General features: G+C 33.8%; 16 protein-coding genes. 1 reads left to right on the top strand and 15 read right to left on the bottom strand.

Translation table 11 applies throughout. The annotated features are described in order from the left end of the window. Positions 1-45 precede the first annotated feature (45 nt). Positions 46-813, top strand: a complete 768-nt coding sequence (locus DFR79_RS11870) for an HD domain-containing protein (RefSeq protein ID WP_133515697.1) — start codon at positions 46-48, stop codon at positions 811-813. Between the two features lie 128 nt (positions 814-941). Here the strand turns inward: DFR79_RS11870 and DFR79_RS11865 are convergent, their stop codons facing one another. The 15 genes from DFR79_RS11865 to DFR79_RS11795 form a co-directional block, all read right to left on the bottom strand. Then, positions 942-1,658 carry a MurR/RpiR family transcriptional regulator gene (locus DFR79_RS11865; protein WP_133515696.1) on the bottom strand — a complete coding sequence of 239 codons (717 nt, stop codon included), beginning with the start codon at positions 1,656-1,658 and terminating at the stop codon, positions 942-944. A gap of 102 nt (positions 1,659-1,760) precedes the next feature. Further along, positions 1,761-3,077 (bottom strand): Coenzyme F420 hydrogenase/dehydrogenase, beta subunit C-terminal domain, encoded by a 1,317-nt coding sequence (locus DFR79_RS11860; protein WP_133515695.1) that lies wholly within the window; start codon positions 3,075-3,077, stop codon positions 1,761-1,763. Between the two features lie 60 nt (positions 3,078-3,137). Continuing rightward, on the bottom strand, positions 3,138-3,950 hold the full coding sequence (surE, locus tag DFR79_RS11855; protein WP_133515694.1) for a 5'/3'-nucleotidase SurE: 813 nt from the start codon (positions 3,948-3,950) through the stop codon (positions 3,138-3,140). Positions 3,951-3,953: 3 nt separating this feature from the next. After that, a complete protein-coding gene (locus DFR79_RS11850; protein ID WP_208107545.1) occupies positions 3,954-5,540 on the bottom strand; it encodes a BCCT family transporter in 1,587 nt (528 codons plus the stop codon). 87 nt (positions 5,541-5,627) lie between these two features. Further along, on the bottom strand, positions 5,628-7,067 hold the full coding sequence (locus DFR79_RS11845; RefSeq protein WP_133515693.1) for an FGGY-family carbohydrate kinase: 1,440 nt from the start codon (positions 7,065-7,067) through the stop codon (positions 5,628-5,630). A gap of 27 nt (positions 7,068-7,094) precedes the next feature. Next, positions 7,095-7,874 (bottom strand): SDR family oxidoreductase, encoded by a 780-nt coding sequence (locus tag DFR79_RS11840; protein ID WP_133515692.1) that lies wholly within the window; start codon positions 7,872-7,874, stop codon positions 7,095-7,097. 11 nt (positions 7,875-7,885) lie between these two features. Beyond that, on the bottom strand, positions 7,886-8,842 hold the full coding sequence (locus DFR79_RS11835; RefSeq protein ID WP_133515691.1) for an electron transfer flavoprotein subunit alpha/FixB family protein: 957 nt from the start codon (positions 8,840-8,842) through the stop codon (positions 7,886-7,888). Position 8,843: 1 nt separating this feature from the next. Beyond that, complete coding sequence (locus DFR79_RS11830) at positions 8,844-9,638, bottom strand: electron transfer flavoprotein subunit beta/FixA family protein (protein WP_133515690.1); 795 nt, start codon at positions 9,636-9,638, stop codon at positions 8,844-8,846. Positions 9,639-9,645: 7 nt separating this feature from the next. Next, a complete protein-coding gene (locus tag DFR79_RS11825) occupies positions 9,646-10,944 on the bottom strand; it encodes an MFS transporter (protein WP_133515689.1) in 1,299 nt (432 codons plus the stop codon). A gap of 247 nt (positions 10,945-11,191) precedes the next feature. Further along, a complete protein-coding gene (locus DFR79_RS11820) occupies positions 11,192-12,679 on the bottom strand; it encodes an FAD-binding protein (protein ID WP_166638045.1) in 1,488 nt (495 codons plus the stop codon). Positions 12,680-13,068: 389 nt separating this feature from the next. Then, positions 13,069-14,076: a transcriptional regulator EbgR gene (ebgR, locus tag DFR79_RS11815; protein ID WP_133515687.1), complete on the bottom strand. Its 1,008-nt coding sequence runs from the start codon at positions 14,074-14,076 to the stop codon at positions 13,069-13,071. A 113-nt stretch (positions 14,077-14,189) separates the two neighbouring features. After that, positions 14,190-16,496 (bottom strand): glycoside hydrolase family 65 protein, encoded by a 2,307-nt coding sequence (locus DFR79_RS11810; protein ID WP_133515703.1) that lies wholly within the window; start codon positions 16,494-16,496, stop codon positions 14,190-14,192. A 42-nt stretch (positions 16,497-16,538) separates the two neighbouring features. Beyond that, entirely contained in the window at positions 16,539-19,514 is a 2,976-nt protein-coding gene (locus DFR79_RS11805) for a glycoside hydrolase family 2 TIM barrel-domain containing protein (protein ID WP_133515686.1), read from the bottom strand. Positions 19,515-19,540: 26 nt separating this feature from the next. Then, entirely contained in the window at positions 19,541-20,365 is an 825-nt protein-coding gene (locus DFR79_RS11800; RefSeq protein WP_133515685.1) for a carbohydrate ABC transporter permease, read from the bottom strand. Next, positions 20,365-21,261 carry a carbohydrate ABC transporter permease gene (locus DFR79_RS11795; RefSeq protein WP_133515684.1) on the bottom strand — a complete coding sequence of 299 codons (897 nt, stop codon included), beginning with the start codon at positions 21,259-21,261 and terminating at the stop codon, positions 20,365-20,367. The genes DFR79_RS11800 and DFR79_RS11795 overlap by 1 nt, the downstream gene beginning before the upstream one ends. Positions 21,262-21,288: the final 27 nt, after the last annotated feature.

Raw genomic sequence — 21,288 nt, 5'->3', positions numbered from 1 at the left:
ATTTTAAACTATAATAGAATTTAAAGCTGAGAGGAGGCTTTTAGAATGCAGAATATATACCAGAAATTAAATAAATGGTTTAATCTATATACAGCTCAATTTGAACTGGAAAAAGAAAAGGATCAAAAAAACATTAATTTGAAAATAGAGCACAGCAGAAGGGTAGCTCAGGATATGGCAGAAATAATTACGGAAATGAAAATGACCGAAAAGGAAAAATATTTGGCTAAAATTATAGCCCTCTATCATGATATAGGGAGATTTAAGCAGTATCAGAAATATAAAACATTTTCTGACTATAAATCTGAGGATCACGGAAAGTTGGGAGTTGAGGTAATTAAAGAAAATCAGCTGCTGAATGAACTGAAACAGGAGTCCAGAAATATAGTTTATAGGGCGGTTGAGCAGCACAATAAGCCGGATCTCAAAGAAGAATATTTTAATAATCAAAAGGAAATCTTTTTTGCAAAACTGATTCGGGATGCTGATAAGCTTGATATCTTCAATATTTTTATCAGCCGCTATAAAAAACGCAGCCAGAAAGATTATTTGATCAAACTTTCGACTGAAGCCAGGATTAATGATGAGATCTATAATAAGGTTTTGCGGAAAGAATCGATCAATTATGATAAGCTGGAAACAATCAATGATTTAAAGGTTATGCAGCTCGGCTGGATCTATGATATTAATTTTAAAGAAACCATTGAAATTATTAAGGATCGGGGATATATTGAGGTGATTCATGATTCAATGGATTATAGTGAGCGGGCGGAAGAAATTTATCAGCAGGTGAAGGATTATGTGGGGAAATAAAAAATACTTTTAGTATAAAACATTCATATAAATACTAAAAAAGCAGTTTCTCAATAATTAATCTTAGAAACTGCCCTTTTCATTAAGAATTTAGTATTTTTATATAATCAGTTTTTATAATTAATTATTTATTCTTTAGATTTTTTATTTAATATCATCTGCCGGATAACTTCTTCAATGAATATAAAAAATACTGTTCTTGTTTTTTGATATGGTTCTAAATAATCTGGTTGATTATATTTAGATAACCAAAAAATTCGATCGCATTGATTAAAAAGTGAAGTATTATATTCTTCTATCAATATAGCCACTTTTGCTCCTTTCCCCTTAGCCTCCTCATATATAGGCTTAAAAGAACAAAAAGAACCAGTCGCAGTAAATATTAATAGTAAAGTTTTTTTGTCAAGCATCGATGCTATAGAAGTCTCGTCAGACAAAGAAATAACCATTTTGTCTGTACAAGTCCTAAATTTATATTCAAAATACTCGGTAACAGCCCCAGAAGGACCATACCCAAATAGAACAACTTTTTCATGATCATTAATCAATTCGATAAATTCATTAATCATTGTCATATCAAAATCATCAATAAACTTTTTAAGTCTTGTTAATTCATCTGACTGTTCTTTATCAGGTATTTCTTCATCATATAAAAAAGCAATATACTGCTTATAGTTATCAAAACCTAATTTTTTTACATATTTAGATATTTTTGACACAGAACAATCACATATTTCTGCTGCCTCTTTAATCCGAAAAGCTGGATTCTCCTCTGAATATTCAAGTAAGTTTTCATATATTTCTTTTTCAAAATCATTTAGATTACCTAAATCAATATTAATCAATACAAATCACAATCCTTATTATTTTTCATTTATTATATATCCACAATTTGTAATTAATTATATAATTATGATTCAAATACGTCAAGTGATAATAAATTAATTCTATTTTCGACCTGCTATTCTATTAACATAATATGAATATTTTTTTAAAAAATTAACTGGTAATAATTTAATAATGTTATAGCCAATCTTTGTTTTGCTTAAATAAGAATTAAACCAGATTAAAAAGGCTCCCAAATAGCCTTTTGTTTTTTGACTAATCATATCATTAGAAAAAGATATTTTATCTTCAGTTTCAGGTATTGCCTTTGAAAAAAATCTAAATAAGCTCAACCTATAAGCTAAAGTTACTTTTTTTCTTATAAGTATGTTTTGTTGAGATTCTTTAATTATATTTTTTGAAATTTTTTCTATAGAAAGCAAATTTTTATCTGCCATTTTTTTTATAATCTTCTCTACAAAATTATTTCGGCTGATAACAATTGAAGTCCCTTGATCATCATTTTCTTCAATATCTTTTAACAAAGCATCTCCTAGAGAAACATCTGCTAATTCAGCTGTTAAATCATTACAGCTGATGCATCTATATGGAGTAAAAAAATAAGGCCCAAAATAAGGATTCCAGTAGTTTTCTAACGGAATTGATATTTTTTTATCTTTATATTCAATTGCCGCTGAACCTGGCCAGCCATTACCACGATATTGGATTCCAATTAAATTTTCTTTACCACAGGCCATTTTATCCAATATAAGTCTCGTCCCTGAATAATCAACAGAGTGGGTACATAAAATTCCAATTGAAAATATGATTTTATCTTTAACCCATTTTTCTTGTTCCTGAATCTTTCTCAAACCATGAATATGGCAGGGCAGACCAACAAATGCAAATTTCTTATCTTTACTGGTTTTTTTTAATTCCTTTAATGTTGATAATGGATGAGTAGAACAATATTTTGAAGTTTTAGCACTTCTGATCTCTTCAATACTTTGAGCCACAAAAGTTTTGCTTTTCGTTTTATCCTGCTCATTCATTTTTGTAACTACTGCTCCATTAATAATATTTTCATTAAATAGATAAATTAATATACTGGTTGCCAGACCACCTGTAGCAGCTTCAAACCTTAATTTTTTGTCAGTTGAATAAGCCAGATAATTTGATATGAATTTACCAAGCATAAAATCTTCCTTGGTAGATTCCTCTACCTTAAGAATCATATCTGAATATTTCTTTGAATTTAATGATAACCCAGGACATCCTAATAAACATTTATTACATTTTATACATTTATTGTCATCTACCTGAGGAAGATATACATCATTTTTTAACTTTATTTTTATTGCATCAGTTGGACATATTACTTCACAACCTCCACATCCTGTACACAAGTAATCCAGATCCATGTCCCCAACATTTTTCATTAGTTTCACCTAACTTACTTTAATTATAGTGTAAAATAATTTTTTAAAAATTGACAATAGTTAAGACCACTTCTGATAATAATTATCTGTATCTACAGACATCCTTGAATTCAAAGGTGTTATAGAGATTATTTTATCAAAATGCACTGCATAAATATCAGTATCTTTTTTTAATTTTTCTATTTCAGGATTCAATTTCCATTTTAGACTATGCCCTTTAGAAAAATTTCTATCTTCCGGTTTCATATATTGAGCATAATTCATATAAGCCTGCCTCGTAATGCGCACCTTTGTTTCCTGATCTATATCTATTGGAAAATTGACATTTAAAATGCGAACATCTTGGGGAAAGCCATTTGCTGTAATATTTTTAATAATATTTCTGATATGATATTTTTCTGCTTCCCAATCTAAACTACTAAAATTATTAGATTTCTGCTTATTAAAAGGAAAAGCTCTCGAAAAAGCAACAGCAGGTATTCCCAAACTGTCAGCTTCAAAGGCAGCACCTAAAGTTCCACTGCAGGTAAATGCTAAACCAAGATTTTCACCATAATTAACTCCACTAATACAATAATCAGGTTTTTTATCTGTCAGTTCTAAAACAGCATGAGCTACAGCCTGTGCCGGTGATGAATTAACAGCATAGGCCTCAACTATTTGATCATTGAGCTGGATATTTTTCTTTTCAATAATACCAACCTCATCACCTTTGAGAAAACCCCTTCCCATCCCGGTCTGCTGTTCCATAGGTGCTGCTATCAACAAATTGCAAATTGGGTTAATCGCTTCAGCAAGAGCTTTAAGACCTGGAGAATTAATTCCATCATCATTTGTAATTAAAATCAGTGGTTTATCTTTAGCTTTTAGCAAAAATTAATCATCCTTTTCTTCAACTTTTATATCAAATTTTTCTGGCCTTCTCATTATTAATACTAAAGATGCTATACTGAATAAACCTAAGAAAAGTGCAGGGAATCCACCCAAATAGGACATCATTTTTATTCCATCCAATCCTAGAGTTGTAATAAATACAAGAGCTATTCCACCAATGATTATTCCCCAAATTAGTTTAATTAATAAAGGGGCTTCTTCATCTCCAATCTTTATTCCAGCAGTACTAATACTAGACATTGCATTAGTAGTTGAATCAGTAGCTGTAATAAATGAAATCATAACAGCCAGGAGATAAAGGCCAATTATCAATCCAGAAAAGGGAAGCTCACCTAAAACAGCATAAGCTGCTGCACCCGAACCCTGTTCACTCATGATTCCCAAAACATCAACTTTTCCTGTCATTTGATAATTAATAGTAGTACCTGATAATATTGTCATCCAGATAGTACTAAATATACTCGGAAATACAAAATTCATTAAAATAACATCTTTAATTTTATAACCATAAGCAACTCTGGCAAGAAAAACTGCAGAAACAGGTGCCCAGGCCATCCAGTTAGACCAGTAAAACATAGTCCAGTCTGATGCCCATTGATCACCGGCTGTTCCTCCTGTAAAAAGTGCTCTACTAAAAATATTGTCTAAAAATACACCAAAAGTCTCTGTGCCAACTCTTAAAAAATAAACTGATGGACCCAATATTAGTAATACAGCAATTATTATATAGTAAATATACATATTAACATTTGAAAGAACTCTAATTCCTTTCATCAGACCTGTTCCTGAAGAAATTATAAAAGCTATTGTCCCAACTATTGTAATCATAACCCAGAGTGATTTGCTATTATTTATATTAAATAGAGCATTCATTCCTCCACCCATATTCATTACTGCAGTACCAAAAGAAGAGGAAATACCTGTAGCAACAGTGAAAAGTACAACCGCATCAATTATGTTATTAAATCTATTCTGCCTCTTTTGAGTTACTAAAGGTGCTATTTGTGAACCTACACTAAAAGTTCTTTTCATATTATAATAGGCAAAACCAAAAACTATGGTTGGAACTGTATAAATCGCATAAGGAATAAAAGTCCAGTGTAAATACATTGTTTCCATTGCAAATTTAGCGGCTTCTACAGATCTTGGTTTAATTCCCAAAGACTCTGGTGGATAGGCAAAATGCCACATTGGTTCTGCTGTTCCCCAAAATAAAATTCCTGCAGCAATAGTTGTACAGAGAGTAATTGCAAACCAGGATGGTCTGCTAAGCATTGGTTCAGCATCTTCTCCACCTAATTTCACTTCTCCAAGAGGAGAAAAATAAACGAAGATAATTATAATAACACTTAATCCCCCAGCAATACTAAACAACCAGCCCATATCAACAACCATAAAATTCTTAGCAGCTGAAGTAATTTCCAAAAATAAATTCTCATTTGTAAAATTTAAAACTATTGTTGAGATAAGCAAAATAAATGTAGGATAAAATACATATGGGCGTATTTTCTGAGTTGTTTTTTTTGAATCCGGATTTCCTTCATTATTGTTTATTTTATTATTTTTCAAAATAACCCCCCCTTAAAATATGTAAAAATATCTAATATAAACTGGCAAATTATAATACATTTGCCAGTTTATATTTTATTAAGTTGATTAAACTGTTACCATTTCCTCATTTATAATCTGATTCGATCTTTTTAAGAGTTCTTCATTATGATCTGGAATATGCTGATACACTTTTTCATTAATTTCTTTATAAAACTCATGATTTTCTAAATTTGGTTCAAAAGTATCTTCATGTCTAACCATATTTTTTATTGCTTCTTCCCGAGTATCATATACATCAAGAGCTAAAGCTGCACAAATAGCAGATCCCAGTCCAGCCGCACCATTGACCTCATTTCTATGTGCTGGAACTCCAAATACATCAGAAAATATTTCCATAAACAAATCCCCTTTGGAACCACCACCACTTACAACAATCTCGTTTAAATCAATACCCAATTCATCACACATAGCCTGAGCATTATTTTTCATTGTCATAGCAATACCTTCAAGAATTGATCTAAACATATGAGGGCCTTTATGTTTACCATTAAAGCCTAACATAATTCCTCTTTCATATGGTTTGCTTGGTCTTGGTAACCAGTGTAAGATTGTATATAAGCCTTCACTTCCTGCAGGAACATCTTCAGCCAGTTCGTTCAAATAATTTTCTGGAGAAATCCCTCTTTTATCTGCTTCTTTTAGAATATCACTTCCCAGAAGATCTTTAATCCAGGTTACAGTAGACATTCCCCTTCTAATACCGTTACTTTCATATAACCATGAGCCGGGTGTTGCCCCTGGATTAGTAAAATAATTATTAGGTTCAGAATCATAACTATCTCCAAACATCATAGATGTAATGTATGTACCTAAAGAAACAAGTACTGTCCCATCATTTAACAATCCTGCACCTAAACCTTCAACTGCCTTATCATTCGAAGTAGAAACTACTGGTGTACCTGCGGGAATCCCAGTTAATTCAGCAGCTTTTTCAGTAACCACACCTAAAACAGTTGACGGGTCTACTAACTCAAATAACATTTCTTTTGGAGTTGTGAATTTTTTCCCGTTGTCATACCATTCTAAAGTTTCAGGGTCAATTGGCCAGGGTCCTACATAATTTGATCTTGTATCTTTAGTCTCTCCTGTTAACCTGTGTGTTAAATAACCTGTAGTAGTAGTTACATATCTAATCTCATCACTTTTAGGCTCATATGGCCGCGAAAGCCTGGTATCCATCCAACTTTGAACCGGTGAAAACAATTCACCATTTTCTTTCATAACTGCTCTACAGCATCTAATAGATAATAGGCCGACCCCAATAATGTCATCTTTATTTCCTTCAAACTTTTCAAATAACCGGTTACAGGTTAACTGAAGACTGGTCCATAAATCATCATCTGGATGAAGTGCTTCACCATTTTCTCCTAATTGAATTTCTCTTAGCTGTTCAGTGTGTGACACTATTTTATGGCCCGAAGTATCAAAAATAGTTACTTTTGTACTTTGTGTTCCCTGATCTATACCTAAAATAAATTTTGACATTTTAGAATTCTCCTTTTCTATTATATTTTATCGTACTAAGTATCCACCATCAACAGTAAGTACAGTTCCATTTACATAATCAGAAGCAGGACTTGCTAAAAATACACATGCTCCCATTAGATCAGCTTTGTCTCCCCATCTATTTGCTGGAATATGAGATAAAATAGTTTGATTCTTTTCTTCATCATTTCTAGTTTCTTCGGTTAGTTCAGTTTTAAAGTAACCAGGCGCTATTGTATTAACCTGGATATTGAACTGAGCTAACTCATCACACATAGCTTTAGTCAGGCCAACAATACCATGTTTGGTGGATGCATAAGCAGGTGACCACTGTCCACCTAAGAATGAAAATAAAGAACCGATATTAATAATTTTTCCACTTTCCTGTTCAATCATGTACTTAGAAGCTTCATGGATCATCTCAAAGGCAGCAGTTAGATTTACAGAAACCATTTTATCCCATTCTTTTCTGGTATATTTGGTAACATCTCTAACATTTATAGAAATACCAGCACAGTTTACCAGGATATCAATACTTCCCCATTCGTCTACAACAGCATCAACAGCTTTTTTGCAGTTGCCATCCTCAGTAATATCCGCTTCCATAAACTTATATTCATTCCCACAAGCTTCAATCATTTCCTTTGTTTCTCCTCCATCACCCTGTAAGCTCACTGCCATAACATTAGCTCCGCCTTTTGCAAGTGCAGTTGAAAACGCCTGACCAAGACCTGTATTTCCTCCTGTAACTAGAGCATTCTTTCCTTCTAAATTAAACATATCCATATTAAAGTCCATAATTTCCATTTTAAATCCCCCTAATTTTTTTGATCTTCATTTTCATCAATCTTATCTGATAATTTTTTAACAAACTCCAACGCATCACCTTCAACAACAATATCTGAAAGACTGCAGATAGGAGCACTTTTATTTATATTAACTGCAATAATATTATCTATGTTTTTTAAGCCAGCAACATGTTCTATGGCTCCACTAATTCCAAGAGCAATATATAAGTCTGGACTTACTGTTTTTCCTGATTGACCAACTTGAATATTTCTATCAGCTTTTCCATTATCAATTATCTTTCTACTTGCAGACACTTCAGCATTTAATTTATCAGCCAATAATTTTATCTGGTCAAAATTTTTAAGAGTTCCACCACCTCCTGAAACAAGAATTTCACTTTCTCTAATATCATAAGAAATATTATTCTCCTGAATATTTAATAATTCAATCTCACCCTGCTTAAAGTTTTCAGGCTGATAATCAATAACTTCAGCCTCTTTATCAGCCTGAACATCATAAGCAAAAACATTTTGTCTAACACTTAACATTATTGGTTTTCTGGCTTCAGTAATAATTCCCGCCATTATTCTTCCACTAAACGCAGGTCTTACCAGTTCAAGATTTTCTCCGTTATGATTGATTTTAGTTACATCAGCAACCAGTCCGACATGCAGCCTCATTGCCAGGCGTGGAGCAAGCATTCTCCCGAAATGTGTTGCCGGAATAATAATACTGTCAAAGTTATATTTCTTATTCAACTGCTCCATAACATCCGTAACTGCAACCGGGTCATAATTTTTTAAGTTTTGATTCTGAATATTAATTATATAATCAAATTGATGTAATCCCTGGATAGAGGTTGAGTTATTGATTAGAGCTCCATAACTTTTGAAATCTTCTTCCTGGTGAATTTGAGCTACTACCTCTAGAATTTCTATCGAATTTTGAACGTTTTCTGGATCTATATAAACTAAACTTTTTTTCATCTTAAACAAAGCCTTTCTTTTTTAAAAATGAATATACATAATCAATACCCTGATCATCATTTTTTACTACTATTTTATTCTTTTCTTTAAAGTTTTTATTATAAGTATTGGCAACCCTTGTCAGAGAACCTTTTAGACCTATCATATCTTCATCTAATTGGAGTTCTTCATTTGAGATAAAGTTTAATTTATCACTAACATCCAGTGACATATTTTCATACTTAATATATGGCAGTTCATAACCTGTTTCTTTTCTGAAACTTAAAATTGCAGGAAATGACATCCTATAGGTAAGTGTTTTGTCTCCACTTTCAACCTCAATAATAGCTGATTTTTCATTAAAAGAATCCTGATCAATACTTATAATATTCGACATCTGATTTAAACTAAGCAATTCCCCCAGCTGAGCCGGAACATGGGCTGTATCCCCATCCAGGCTTTTACTTCCCGTTAAGATACAGTCATATTCCTTTTCTTTTAAATAACTTGCAAGAATCTTGCTGGTTGCATAAGTATCACTGCCTGCAAAAGCAGGATCAGAAATAATAGTAGCTTTATTTACGTTTCTCCGCAGCAGATCCTCAACAAATGGTCTTACTGATTTAGGACCCATAGTTAAAACCTCAATACTGAGATCTGGGTTAACTTCTTTTGCTTTTAAGGAATAAGCTACTGCTGCTGCATCATCTGGATTTAAAATCAGCTTTACATTATCTCTTATCAGCACATTCTCTTCATAGTCATATTTTATATCTTCTACATTTGGTACATATTTAACCAGGCATATAATTTTCATGATTTAACTAAGCAACCTCTTCCTCAGCATTTTCTATTCTCTCTTTTTGATTAACTTTATAATAAATTCCAGCAATAACTACACCAAGAGCTCCTAACACAGCACTTGCAATAAAGTAGGCGTTATAGCCCCCATTTCCACCAAAGGTGTTAAACAAAAAGGAATTCATCTGCGGTAAAACAATATCCGGGAAATAGCCAATTAAAGAAATCAGACCTATTGCTGAACCCATGACTACTGGATCTATTTTAGCTTTTCCTAATAAGGACCAGTAGGTTCCCCGAATTGCATAATAGAAAATACCAAAAACAATAGCCAACCCGTAAAACACATAATTGTTAAGATTTACCGGCAGGGTGGCAAGTAAGATAAGACAGATAACTCCCCCGGTAAGTGCTCCTCCAATGGTCTTTTCTTTTCCAATCTTATCTGCCAGATAACCACCAAGAAAACCACCTACAGGCCTCATCCAGAGCACTATACCCATAACTGTACCAACAGCTACAGAGGTAGCTCCAACATTTGTTTCTAAAAAACTACCTACATAATATGAGGTCCAGAATACTGAATATCCCATAAAAACAATTCCACCCTGCAGATAGATATACTTATTTTTTAATATCTTCTTCAGATCTGAGAGTTTTAATTTTGGCGGCTCATATCCTTCCTCTTCATTAGAACTTGAACTATCATGTTCTTTAACGAAGAAAAATACTAAAATAGAAGAAATTAATAAAACAAAGGAATACATATAGATTACAGATATTAAAGCATCTGATTTTGCAGCTATATTTGTCGCATCTCCAAGAACTTTAGCAAAGATAAAAACTGCCACACTTCCTAAAGCCGCTTCTACAACTCCTCTACCACCATCTAATATTCCAAAAAACTTACCTTCATCTTTATCTGTTGAAAGCATTTTTACCAACTTCATATGGGCACTCCAGAAAGTAAAGACTGTAAAAAAGCCCCAAATAGCAAAGATGATCTGAACCTGTGGATGGTCAGGAACCTGGGCAAACCAAAATCCACCACCTGCTGTTCCCAAAAGTGATAAGGCTAGCAGATTTTTAGCTGAAAATTTATCACTCAACAAACCACTTGGTAAATAACCAAAAATAAATACTAAACCCAACAAAGAATAAATATTATTCAGCTGCCCATTTGTCATATTAAATACTGCAAGAATTGTTTCCTGAAATTGGGTTCTTAAATAAACCAGGGGATAAATAACTCCAGCAGCAATAACTACTAAGGTAAACTGAAAATATCTATTTAGATCTTTCTTTTTTATATTATCTAACATAATTTCCTCCCTCTTTTATTAAAAATAAAATTTTATAATTAAATCTCATAAATAAGTTGATTTAATTTTTAATTTATAAGATTCAAAATTTTCCCAAGAAAAATAAATTGAATTACTCATACTTAGAAATCTATTTGAATTTGAATTCATATCTGATAAAATGGTTTAGGAGGATTCCTTCTTTGAATGCTTAAACTATTGCCGTAGTGAATGCTAAATTCAAAGAAGGAGACCTCTTTTTTAAATTTTACTCTTCTTTTTTAATATATTTTTTGATTCCATCTTCTTTAGGATAAATTGATCCATAATTCATAATTCCATTAGGATCAAAAACTTCTTTTAATTTTTCAAGCATATAATATGCTGATCCATGTTCTTCTTTTGTCCACTGACTGCGATATTTTCCTATTCCATGATGGTGACACATTGATCCGCCATGTTTTAATGTTTCTTCAACTATAATCTTATGGATAGGGTGGTGATAAACTCTTAACTCATCTTCTGGAGCACAGTTAATTTCATAATTGTAAACAAAGTATAAATTAGTACCATTTATATAACTATGAGATGAATGTCCACCTAATAAAGTTAATTCATGAGCGCGTGGAAACTCATTTTTAATCCTTTCCATTACATTGTTATAGATTATAGGAATTGTTCCCCAATCAGCAGAAATTTCAGTAGTAAATCCAGCATGAGAATCATTTTCTTTCATACCTTCATACTCATCTTCTATATCCTGCTGTGACCAGTTTAAATTATTAAACCAGTTCTCTATTAATTCACTATCAACCTCTTCTATAATGCCATCACTAAACTTATCCACCGCTTCTTCGACGGCTTCACCTGTGGCCTCAACAATATTTTCCGGACCTTCGGCCATTAATATTAAAACACACTTATCTTTACTGAAGTGATAAAAATGCTGTTTTGCATCTTCTTCAGAATAAGCTCTAGCAACTGATGGACGATAACCATTAACCATTACTTCTCTTAAAACTTTAATTCCAGTCTCAATATCTTCTGTTAAATAACCATAGAATTTATTATTTTCAGGATAATGTTTAAATATTTTCACTGTAACTTCTGTTATGTAACAAAGTGTTCCTTCATTACCAATTGCAATGTGTCTTATATCTGGGCCACCTGCTCTTCTGGGTACATTTTTGATTTTAGAAATATGACCATCAGGGAATACACACTCTAAACCAATTACCATATCTTCAATTCCACCATAAAGAGTTGAGAGCTGTCCAATACTTCTGGTTGCAACAAGCCCCCCCATTTTAGCAACTGGTTTTGACTGTGGAGAATGTCCAGTAGTAAAGCCTTTTTCTCTAAGTTCATCTTCCAGTTCTTCTAAAGGTACACCTGCCTGCACAGTTGCCTGCATGTTATAGGTGTCAATATCAACTATTCTGTTAAGATTTTCTGCATCAATTATAACAGTAATATCTTTCCAGTTTTCTAACCCCCCCTCTGTAGAAGTATCACCACTTCTTGGAATAACATTAATTCTTTCTTCATTACAGAATTGTAAAAGTTTGCTTACCTCATCTGATGAATTCGGATAAACAATTGCTACTGGCTGTGGTACATCAAGAGCATTACGAGCAAAAGCATATTTTTTGTATCTGTCTACTGATGCCTCATATAAATCCTCGTTATTGGTATTCACCTGCTCTTCTGACAACAAATCAACTAAATTCTCAACAACTTCCTGTTCTTTTTCAATTACACTCACTTTTTTCCACCTCGGTTTGATGATTTTAAATTTTTGAATTTGTTTGACTATTTTAACTTAAATTTATTATAATACTCATTTTTGACGATGTCAAGAGAAAAAGTGGAAAATTTTCTGTTTTTTATGCTTTTTTATTTTTTAAATGGAAAGTTTTCCATATATATATGTAATAATATTCTAATAAAGTTTTTTATTTTATATAAAGATATAATTTTACTTATAAAACGATTAAATTTTAGCTGATTTAGTTAATTTATTTTGGTGTTTTCTTTTATTAATATCAAAAACTCCTTTCAAAAACTGAATTATTTTTCCAGTTTGAAAGGAGTTTCAATTTAGCTTATTAACTTTTTAAAAAATTAAAGTAAAACATCTTTGTTTTACTCCAATTTAACACTGCCGCGAATAACCATTTCAGTTGGTATATTAACCGTTATTGGCAAAGCTCTTTTGTTTTCGATTCTCTCTTTAAGAGTTCTAACTGCCATCATTCCCATAAACTCAGTGTGGATCTTAACTGTAGTTAGCGGGGGAATGCTAAACTTAGAAGTTGGAATATCATTAATACTGATAATTGAAATATCTTCCGGAACTTTAATTCCCTTTTCATGCAGGGCTCTTAAAACTCCAATTGCCATTGAATCATTTGCAACTACATATGCTTCCGGCAGATTATCAATATCAATCGACTCTTTTGCAATTTTATAGCCGGAATCAATGGAAAATTCTCCTAAGATAATATGCTCTTCCTTATATAAATCCCTGTGGCTCATATATTCAATAAAGGCTTTTTCTCTCTGATCCATTATATCATTTTTGTTTTCATCTCTACCACCGATAAAACCTATCTCTTCAAAATCATTTTCAAATAAATAATCAAGGATTTTATCAATTACTTTTTTAAGGTTCACAACTATAGAGTCATATTTTTGATTATCTACCTCAGAATCCACAAATACTATATGATCAGTCAATTTGCTAAATTTATTTATCTCAGCTTCAGAAAAACTTCCAATAGCAATTATTCCATCAACATTCAGTTCGGGATCAAAATCAAATTTATCTTTATTTTTATATATCTTTTCAACCTTAATCTCTTTATCCTTACATTCAAGTTCTACACCATAGAAAATTGATAAATAATAGGGATCCTCAATCTCTGTTTCCTGACTAAAAGAAGTTACAGTTAAAAAAGTCAGCTCCTCAGTCGTATTTTTTCTTTTTGAATATTTTTCAATTAAAGGTACATATTCTAGTTCTTCTACAGCTTCATAAATTTTCTTCCTGGTTTCATCTTTAACACTTATACTCTGATCGCCATTAAGTACTCTGGAAACAGTTGAGGGAGATACATTGGCTTTTTTTGCTATATCTGTTATTGTAGCCATTTAAACACTCCTTTCCTTCAATTTATATTTAAGGTTTATTCTGTTAAACAACTAAAGTTTTTAAGATTATAAATAAAAAATATCACATAATTGATGTTTTATCAATTAATAGTTCATTTTTCGGAATTAACTTTATAATACATATCTTCTGCAACTGATTTTTCTCTGCTGCTGACTTTTAAGTCCTGCTGAGTTACTTCAATATCCAGAATTTCACCCTTCCAGTTAATAGAATACTTAACCCGCTCCCATTTATCGGGAAGAGATGGCTCAAAGGCAAGAGTCCCGTCCTGATCAATTTTCATACCGCAGTATCCCAAAACTACAGACTGCCAGGTTCCTCCGGCTGAAGCAGCGTGGATTCCTTCTCTGGTATTCCCCTGATTATTATCCAGATCAACATAAGCCGAGCGCTCCAGATAATCATAAGCTCTTCTACTGTCTCCAACCCTTAAACCCATCATACAGTGAATACTGGGGCTTAAAGATGAGCGGTGAAGGGTTCTTTTTTCATAGTAATTAAAATTTATACGCTGAGTTTCTAAATCAAATTTATCTGGCAGTAAAAACATCAGCATTACCACATCAGCCTGCTTTAAAATACAGATCTCATTTTTATCTTTTCCTTTGAGTGACTCCGGCATTAAGGGCATCTTATTTTCATCCCACTGATTAATAACCTCACATTCAAGATCAAAATAGCCTTCAAACTGTTCAATTAATCCCTGCTCACCAACTGTATAAATTTTTTCGCTTAGTTTTTCCCATTCTTCAATTAGATTCCGATCAATTTCTAATTCCTGACAGAGTTGATTATAAAACTCAGGGTCTGAATCCTCATATTCTTTGAGCTTTTCCAGCGCAAAGTCAATATTCCATTTTGCCAGATGATTGGTATAGGCATTATTATCAACCGGCTCGTGCCATTCATCTGGTCCGGTAACCTTTAAAATCTCATAATAATCATGTTCCTGATTGTAGCTAAAACGGCTGACCCAGAATCTGGCTGTTTCCAGTAGAATATGAATTCCTTTTTTATTCATAAATTTCTGATCACCGGTAATTTTAACATAATTGGCCATTCCCAAAGTAACAGCAGCTGTTACGTGATGCTCATAATCTGCAACATAACAGCGATAGCAGGTACCATCCGGTTCAATAGTCCAGGCCGGACATTCTTCTTCACCAGTATCTGCTGATTCCCAGGGATATTTTGCACCCTGATATCCATTTTCTCGGGCATTTTCTTTTGCCTTATCTAAAAGATTATATCTATATTCGACCAGGTTTTCTGCTATCTCCGGAAAAGTCCAGTTGAAAAATGGCAGTACAAAAAGCTCAGTATCCCAGAAAGCATGGCCTCCATATTCTTCACCATGGAGCAGCTTGGCTCCCACATTTGTCTGATTGTCATCAGGACTCGGGGTACTCATCAGCTGAAAAATATTATAGCGGAGAGCCTGCTGCATCTTTTTATCTCCCTCTAAAATTAAATCAGCCTGAGACCACATTTTTTTGTAGACTTCTAGATGTTCGGCCAGCTCTCTTTCCAGACCCTTTTCTTTAAACTCTTCAATATTCTTTAAACAGGCCTGGTAGACATCTTCCTGATCTCGCTCGGTACAGACAGCAGCCAGCTTATCGATAACAACTGTCTCATTTTCTGCCAGCTCCAGATCAAAAAATTCACATGCTATCTCACCAAAAGCTCTAAACTGTTTTGATTTCAGCCTGTCTTCTCCTTTGAGATTTTTAACTTCTACAGCTGCTGCCGTACCAATCTGAAGGCCTAAATCTCTGGTTTCACTTTTTAGAAAGGCACCCTTTCCTTCCAGATCGTTTATCTCTAAAGTATTTAAGTGTTTGACCCTAAATCTAGGAAAGTCAGCAAAATTAGTTACTGTACCATCAATTCTGTTTTCAAACTCAAATAAACCGCCGTAATTTAAAGGAGTAATGTAAGTTCTGACTGCCCCTAAATAACTGTTGGAGCGGCTTAAGAATTTAAGTTTTTCAATTTTTGTCTTCCTACCTGACTGAGTTGTGAGCGTATAACTGCGGAAAAGTATTCCTTTTTTTATATCCAAAACTGAAATAAAGTCGTTCAGCTCCTGATTATCTTCAATTCCAAAGGGCTCTCTTAAAAAATACATCTTTAACTCCAGCCAGTTTGGTGTATTGGCCAGCTCACGCATAAATGCCTCTGATTTATCAAATACTCCGTGAATATAATTAGCAGGCAGTGTTTTTTTATTTCCACCTTCTGCAAAGGCAGCTCGATTTCCCATCCTGCCGTTGGCCAGGCCGAATAATGATTCATAAGCCAGATTTTGATCAGGGTTATAGTCTTCTCTGACAATTAACCATTCATCATCTGACATCAGTTCTCTCAGTTCTTTATTAAAATGATCTCTTATCATCTCTATCACCAGTTCCTCTATTACAAAATATTATCACAGTCTCTATTTTACTTCCATTTTTAGATCAAAGATAAAGTTAACAGCATTTAAGCGGTGTTCTCTCATCTGCTCGGGTCCACAGCTGTTGCTGCCCAGTCCATTCTGTCTGTAGTCCAGCTTTAAAAAGACTCTGTCCTGTTTCTGAAGTTCATTTAGATGTTCTGCTTTTTCGAAATCTTCCTCACTGTACTGATGAGCACTGAAGTTGAACTTTTTGCTGCCTGAAAACTTAATTTTTCTTTCACCACCACTCAGCTCCAGCCAGCTCAAATCGCTGCGGTTACCATTGGCCTGAGGAAAAGGATAGGGAGTATATAAATCTTCCAGCTTTAATTGATAAAGATCAACCAGGGCGCTTTCTTTACTGTCACTATAGTTTTCATGGGGACCTCTTCCCAGCCATTTAAAGTTTTTAAAGCCTGGAACAAGCTGATAATCAAAACCGATCCTGGGCAGCATTGTCTTCATAGATCCAGCCGGATCATTGAGTTTACCTGAAATTTTCAAGTCAACTCCACCCTGATGATCAATTATATATTCTGTCTGCAGTTCATAAAACCACTCCTGATTGGGAGCTCCAAAAACACTTTCTGTATTGATCAGTACAGCCTCTCCTTTTTGCATCCAGCTGAAGTTCTGATTATATTCCTGCATTAAATTTAGAAAGTATTTTTCTTTCCATTCTTTAAGAATATACATATCATTGTCGATTGGAGCCCGCCAGCAGCTAAAAGAGGGCCCATCCAAAAGCAGTTCTTCTCCCTGATAAGAGTAAGATTCTAAATGTCCAGTTACTTTATCAAATATTATTTCTGCCTCTGCTGTTTTGATAGTCAATTTATCGAAGCTTTCTGCTGTTAATATTTCTTCCCCGGCAGCTGCTGCAGATTTATTTTTCCCAGTCACTGCTTTAGCATTTTTAAGTTCAAAGCCTCCCCGGGTAATTATATGTCCGGCTTCAGCCCAATTTCTATCCTGAATCAGTCTAACAGTAAAATAAATATAATAGGCTTCAGCTGAACCTGCAAAGTTAATCCTGTTTAAATCAATTTTAAAATCTCTGGTCTTCCCGGCTTCAATCCCCTTTAAACTCAAACTGGCATCTGCAATTGTTTCTCCTTCAGATTTCACTTTCCATTCCAGTTGATAATCTGCAAGGCTGATAAAGTCATACTTATTTTTAACTTTAAAAATTCCTTCTTCCAGGTCAACTGCTTCAACGCTTACGGGTTCAACCACCTTTTTTAATTCTTTTAAAGCAGGAGAAGGAGTGCGGTTGGGAAACAGCAGTCCATCAAGGTTGAAATTACCGTTATGCGGGCGGTCACCATAGTCACCACCATATTTATAAAATACCTTTCCACTTTCATCAGTGGAGCGAATTCCGTGGTCAATCCATTCCCAGACAAAACCACCGTGCAGGCGATCATATTTTTCATAAACATCCCAGTAGTCTTTTAAGCCTCCAGGACCATTGCCCATTGCATGGGCATATTCGCAGTGCAGGTGTGGTTTGGTGTTTTCTGAATTGCTGCCAATTTCAATCAACTGCTCAACTGAAGAGTACATTGTGCTGTAAATATCTGTTGACTGAACATTTTTATCTCCTTCATAGTGGAGAGGTCTTGTCGGATCTACCTTTTTGGCATAATCAGCCATCGCAGCAAAGTTACTGCCATATTCTGACTCATTGCCCAGTGACCAGATAATGACCGAAGCTCTATTTTTATCTCTTTCCACCAGCCGCTTCATTCTATCAACAAAGGCCTTTTCCCAGCTCTGATCAGCAGTTATCATTTTATAGTCACTTGTCAATTCAAAACCGTGGCATTCTAAGTCAGCTTCATCGATTACGTAGAGGCCGTACTGATCACAAAGCTCATAAAAATATGGTAAATCTGGATAGTGAGCAGTTCTGACTGCATTGATATTGTATTTTTTCATCATCATTACATCTTTGAGCATTTCTTCTTTTGTAATTGTCCGCCCTGTATCCTGATTAAACTCATGTCTGTTGACCCCTCTAAACATCAGCTGTTTTCCATTTAGAAGAATCCTGCCATTTTTTATTTCAATCTTTCTAAATCCAATCTTATCTTCGACTGAATCTCTTAAATGACCTTTGTTATCATAAATCGCAAACTTTAAATCATAAAGATTAGGGCTCTCTGCTGTCCATTTTTTGACATCTAAATCTTTAAATTTAATTTCTGCTTCTGCACTAAGCGCCAGTTCAGCTGCTGTCAGCTCCTTATTTTCAGTAGAAATAGATACTTTTAACTGCCAGCCTTCAGTCTCAACCAACTCAGTTCCATTTAATTTGACTGCTAAACATGCTTCTGCCTTTTTATATTCAGCATCAAAATCACTCTCAAATTTATAATCCCAGATATTCACCCGGTCTGTGATTTCAAGTTCTACATCTCTAAAGATCCCGCTGAACCACCACATATCCTGATCTTCTAAATAACTGCCGTCAGACCATTTATAAACTACAACAACCAGTTCATTTTCTTCTTTTAAATAGTTTTCAACCTGAAATTCGCTGATCATTCTGCTGCCCTGACTGTAACCAATATATTCTCCATTTAAATAAAGATCAAAAGCACTGTCAACTCCATGGAATCTAAGCACTGCTTCTTTTTCTTTTAAATCATCATTGAGATAAAAATCTCTTCTATAAACTCCGGTTGGATTAACAACAGGTACTTCTGGCGGATTTAAGGGAAATTGATAGTATAAATCAGTATAATGCATCTGATCATAACCCTCTAACTGCCAGCAGGAAGGAACATTTATCTCTTCCCAGCTCTGATTAACCTCACTAAAAAGCAGATCTTTATCAATCCGCCTGGGTGAATCAAAAAATTTAAAATCCCAGACTCCATTTAAATTTTTTACCGATCTTTTAAAATATGATCGAGCCGGTAGTCTATTTTTTTCTAATATATTCAAGTCATTAAAAAATTCATTCAACACATCATCCACTCCAATCTATAAAATTGCTACTTAATACCTGACATTGAAATTCCTTCAACAAAACGCTTCTGGAACATGAAATAAACTATAACAACCGGCAAAATTGTTACCAGAGAGGTTGCAAAAAGCCCACCATAATTAGTTGTATTCTGACCACTGAACATATTTAAGGCCACTGCCAGTGGGAATTTATCCTGGGTATTTAAGACCAGATAAGGCCAGAGAAAATCCTCCCAGTTCCAGAGAAATAGAAAAATTGTCAGCGCTGAAATCATATTCACACAGAGGGGAATAACAATTGTATGGAATATCCTGAATTCCCCGGCACCATCAATTCTTGCCGCTTCTAAAAGTTCATCCGGTACCCCTGTTTTTATATACTGCCTCATCATAAAAATCCCAAAGCTGGAGAGGATGGTAGGAGCAATAATTGCTATGTACTGATCTTTCCAGCCAAAGTCGGTAATCATCTGATAAACCGGGATTACAGTAATGATATAAGGAACCATCATTGTAAACAGTACAATTTTAAAAAGAAAATTCTTTAAGAAAAAATTGAATTTAGCCAGCACATAACCACAGAGCAGGCTGGTGTATACCGCAAGTACAGTTTTTACAGTTGAAAGAAAAACTGAGTTCATAAAATATCTTCCAATATTAAAACGAGAATTCAAATTCAAATAATGAGTTAAGGTAAATGTTTCTGGAAAAAAAGTAGGTGGATAACCAATAATCTCTTTATTATGTTTAAAAGAAGAAAATAAAAGCCAGATAAAAGGAATTGACATTGCAATCCCACCTATTAATAAGAGGGTAAAAATTAACCCCTTTGATAATTTAGCTTTAGTCATTAAACTTCTCCCCCTTTCATAATTTTAAACTGGATAAAGGTTACAATCATAATCACAATAAATAAACAGACAGTAATTGCCGAAGCATAACCAAAGCGATAATACTGAAAAGCCTCACGATAAATCATATAAAGCAGGACATGAGTAGAGGTTCCAGGTCCACCTTTGGTCATAATAAATATCTGAGTAAAGGTCTGAAAATAAGAAATAATAGAAGTAATGATTACAAAAATTAAAGTTGGTTTTAAAGTTGGAATTATGATATTCCAGAGCTGCTGTCTTTTATTGGCACCATCAATCTCTGAAGCCTCAATAATACTTTGAGGTACATCCATTAAACCTGCTAAAAATATAATTACTGCATAGCCAACATCTTTCCAGATAGTCATCAGCATTATTGAAGGCAAAGCCAGATCTGGATCAAATAAAAACTTAACATTGGTTATTCCAAAAGCAGATAATACCATCTGAAAAAAGCCAATATTTGGATCATATAGCCACTTCCAGACTAAAGCAACTGCTACTATAGGCATAATAACAGGTAAAAAGTAGAGTGAGCGCATCATACTTTTATATTTTCTGATAGAATTTAGTCCGAGAGCAATTAAAAAACCCAGGACTACTCTTCCTGTAACTACAACTGCAACAAAATAAATTGTGTTTTTTAATGACTTCCAGAACAGCTGGTTATTAAACAGATGGATATAGTTATTAAACTGAATAAATTGAAAAGTATCTTTGATCGGATTCCAGTCAGCAAAACTTCCTACAAAAGCATAAATCATTGGTCCAATCGAAAATACACTGTAAAATGAAATCATCAAAACACTGACCAGTATAATTAAAGCCTTCTGAGAAGCCATCTGAGAATTTGTTTTAATCTTAATCTCAATCACCTCATTTTAAAGGTGCCCTCAAAATAT

Origin of the sequence: Halanaerobium saccharolyticum (assembly GCF_004362045.1) — a bacterium.
Classification (GTDB): Bacteria; Bacillota; Halanaerobiia; order Halanaerobiales; family Halanaerobiaceae; genus Halanaerobium; species Halanaerobium saccharolyticum_C.
The sequence above is the reverse complement of the archived record's forward strand: the minus strand, read 5'-3'. Positions and strand labels throughout refer to the sequence as shown.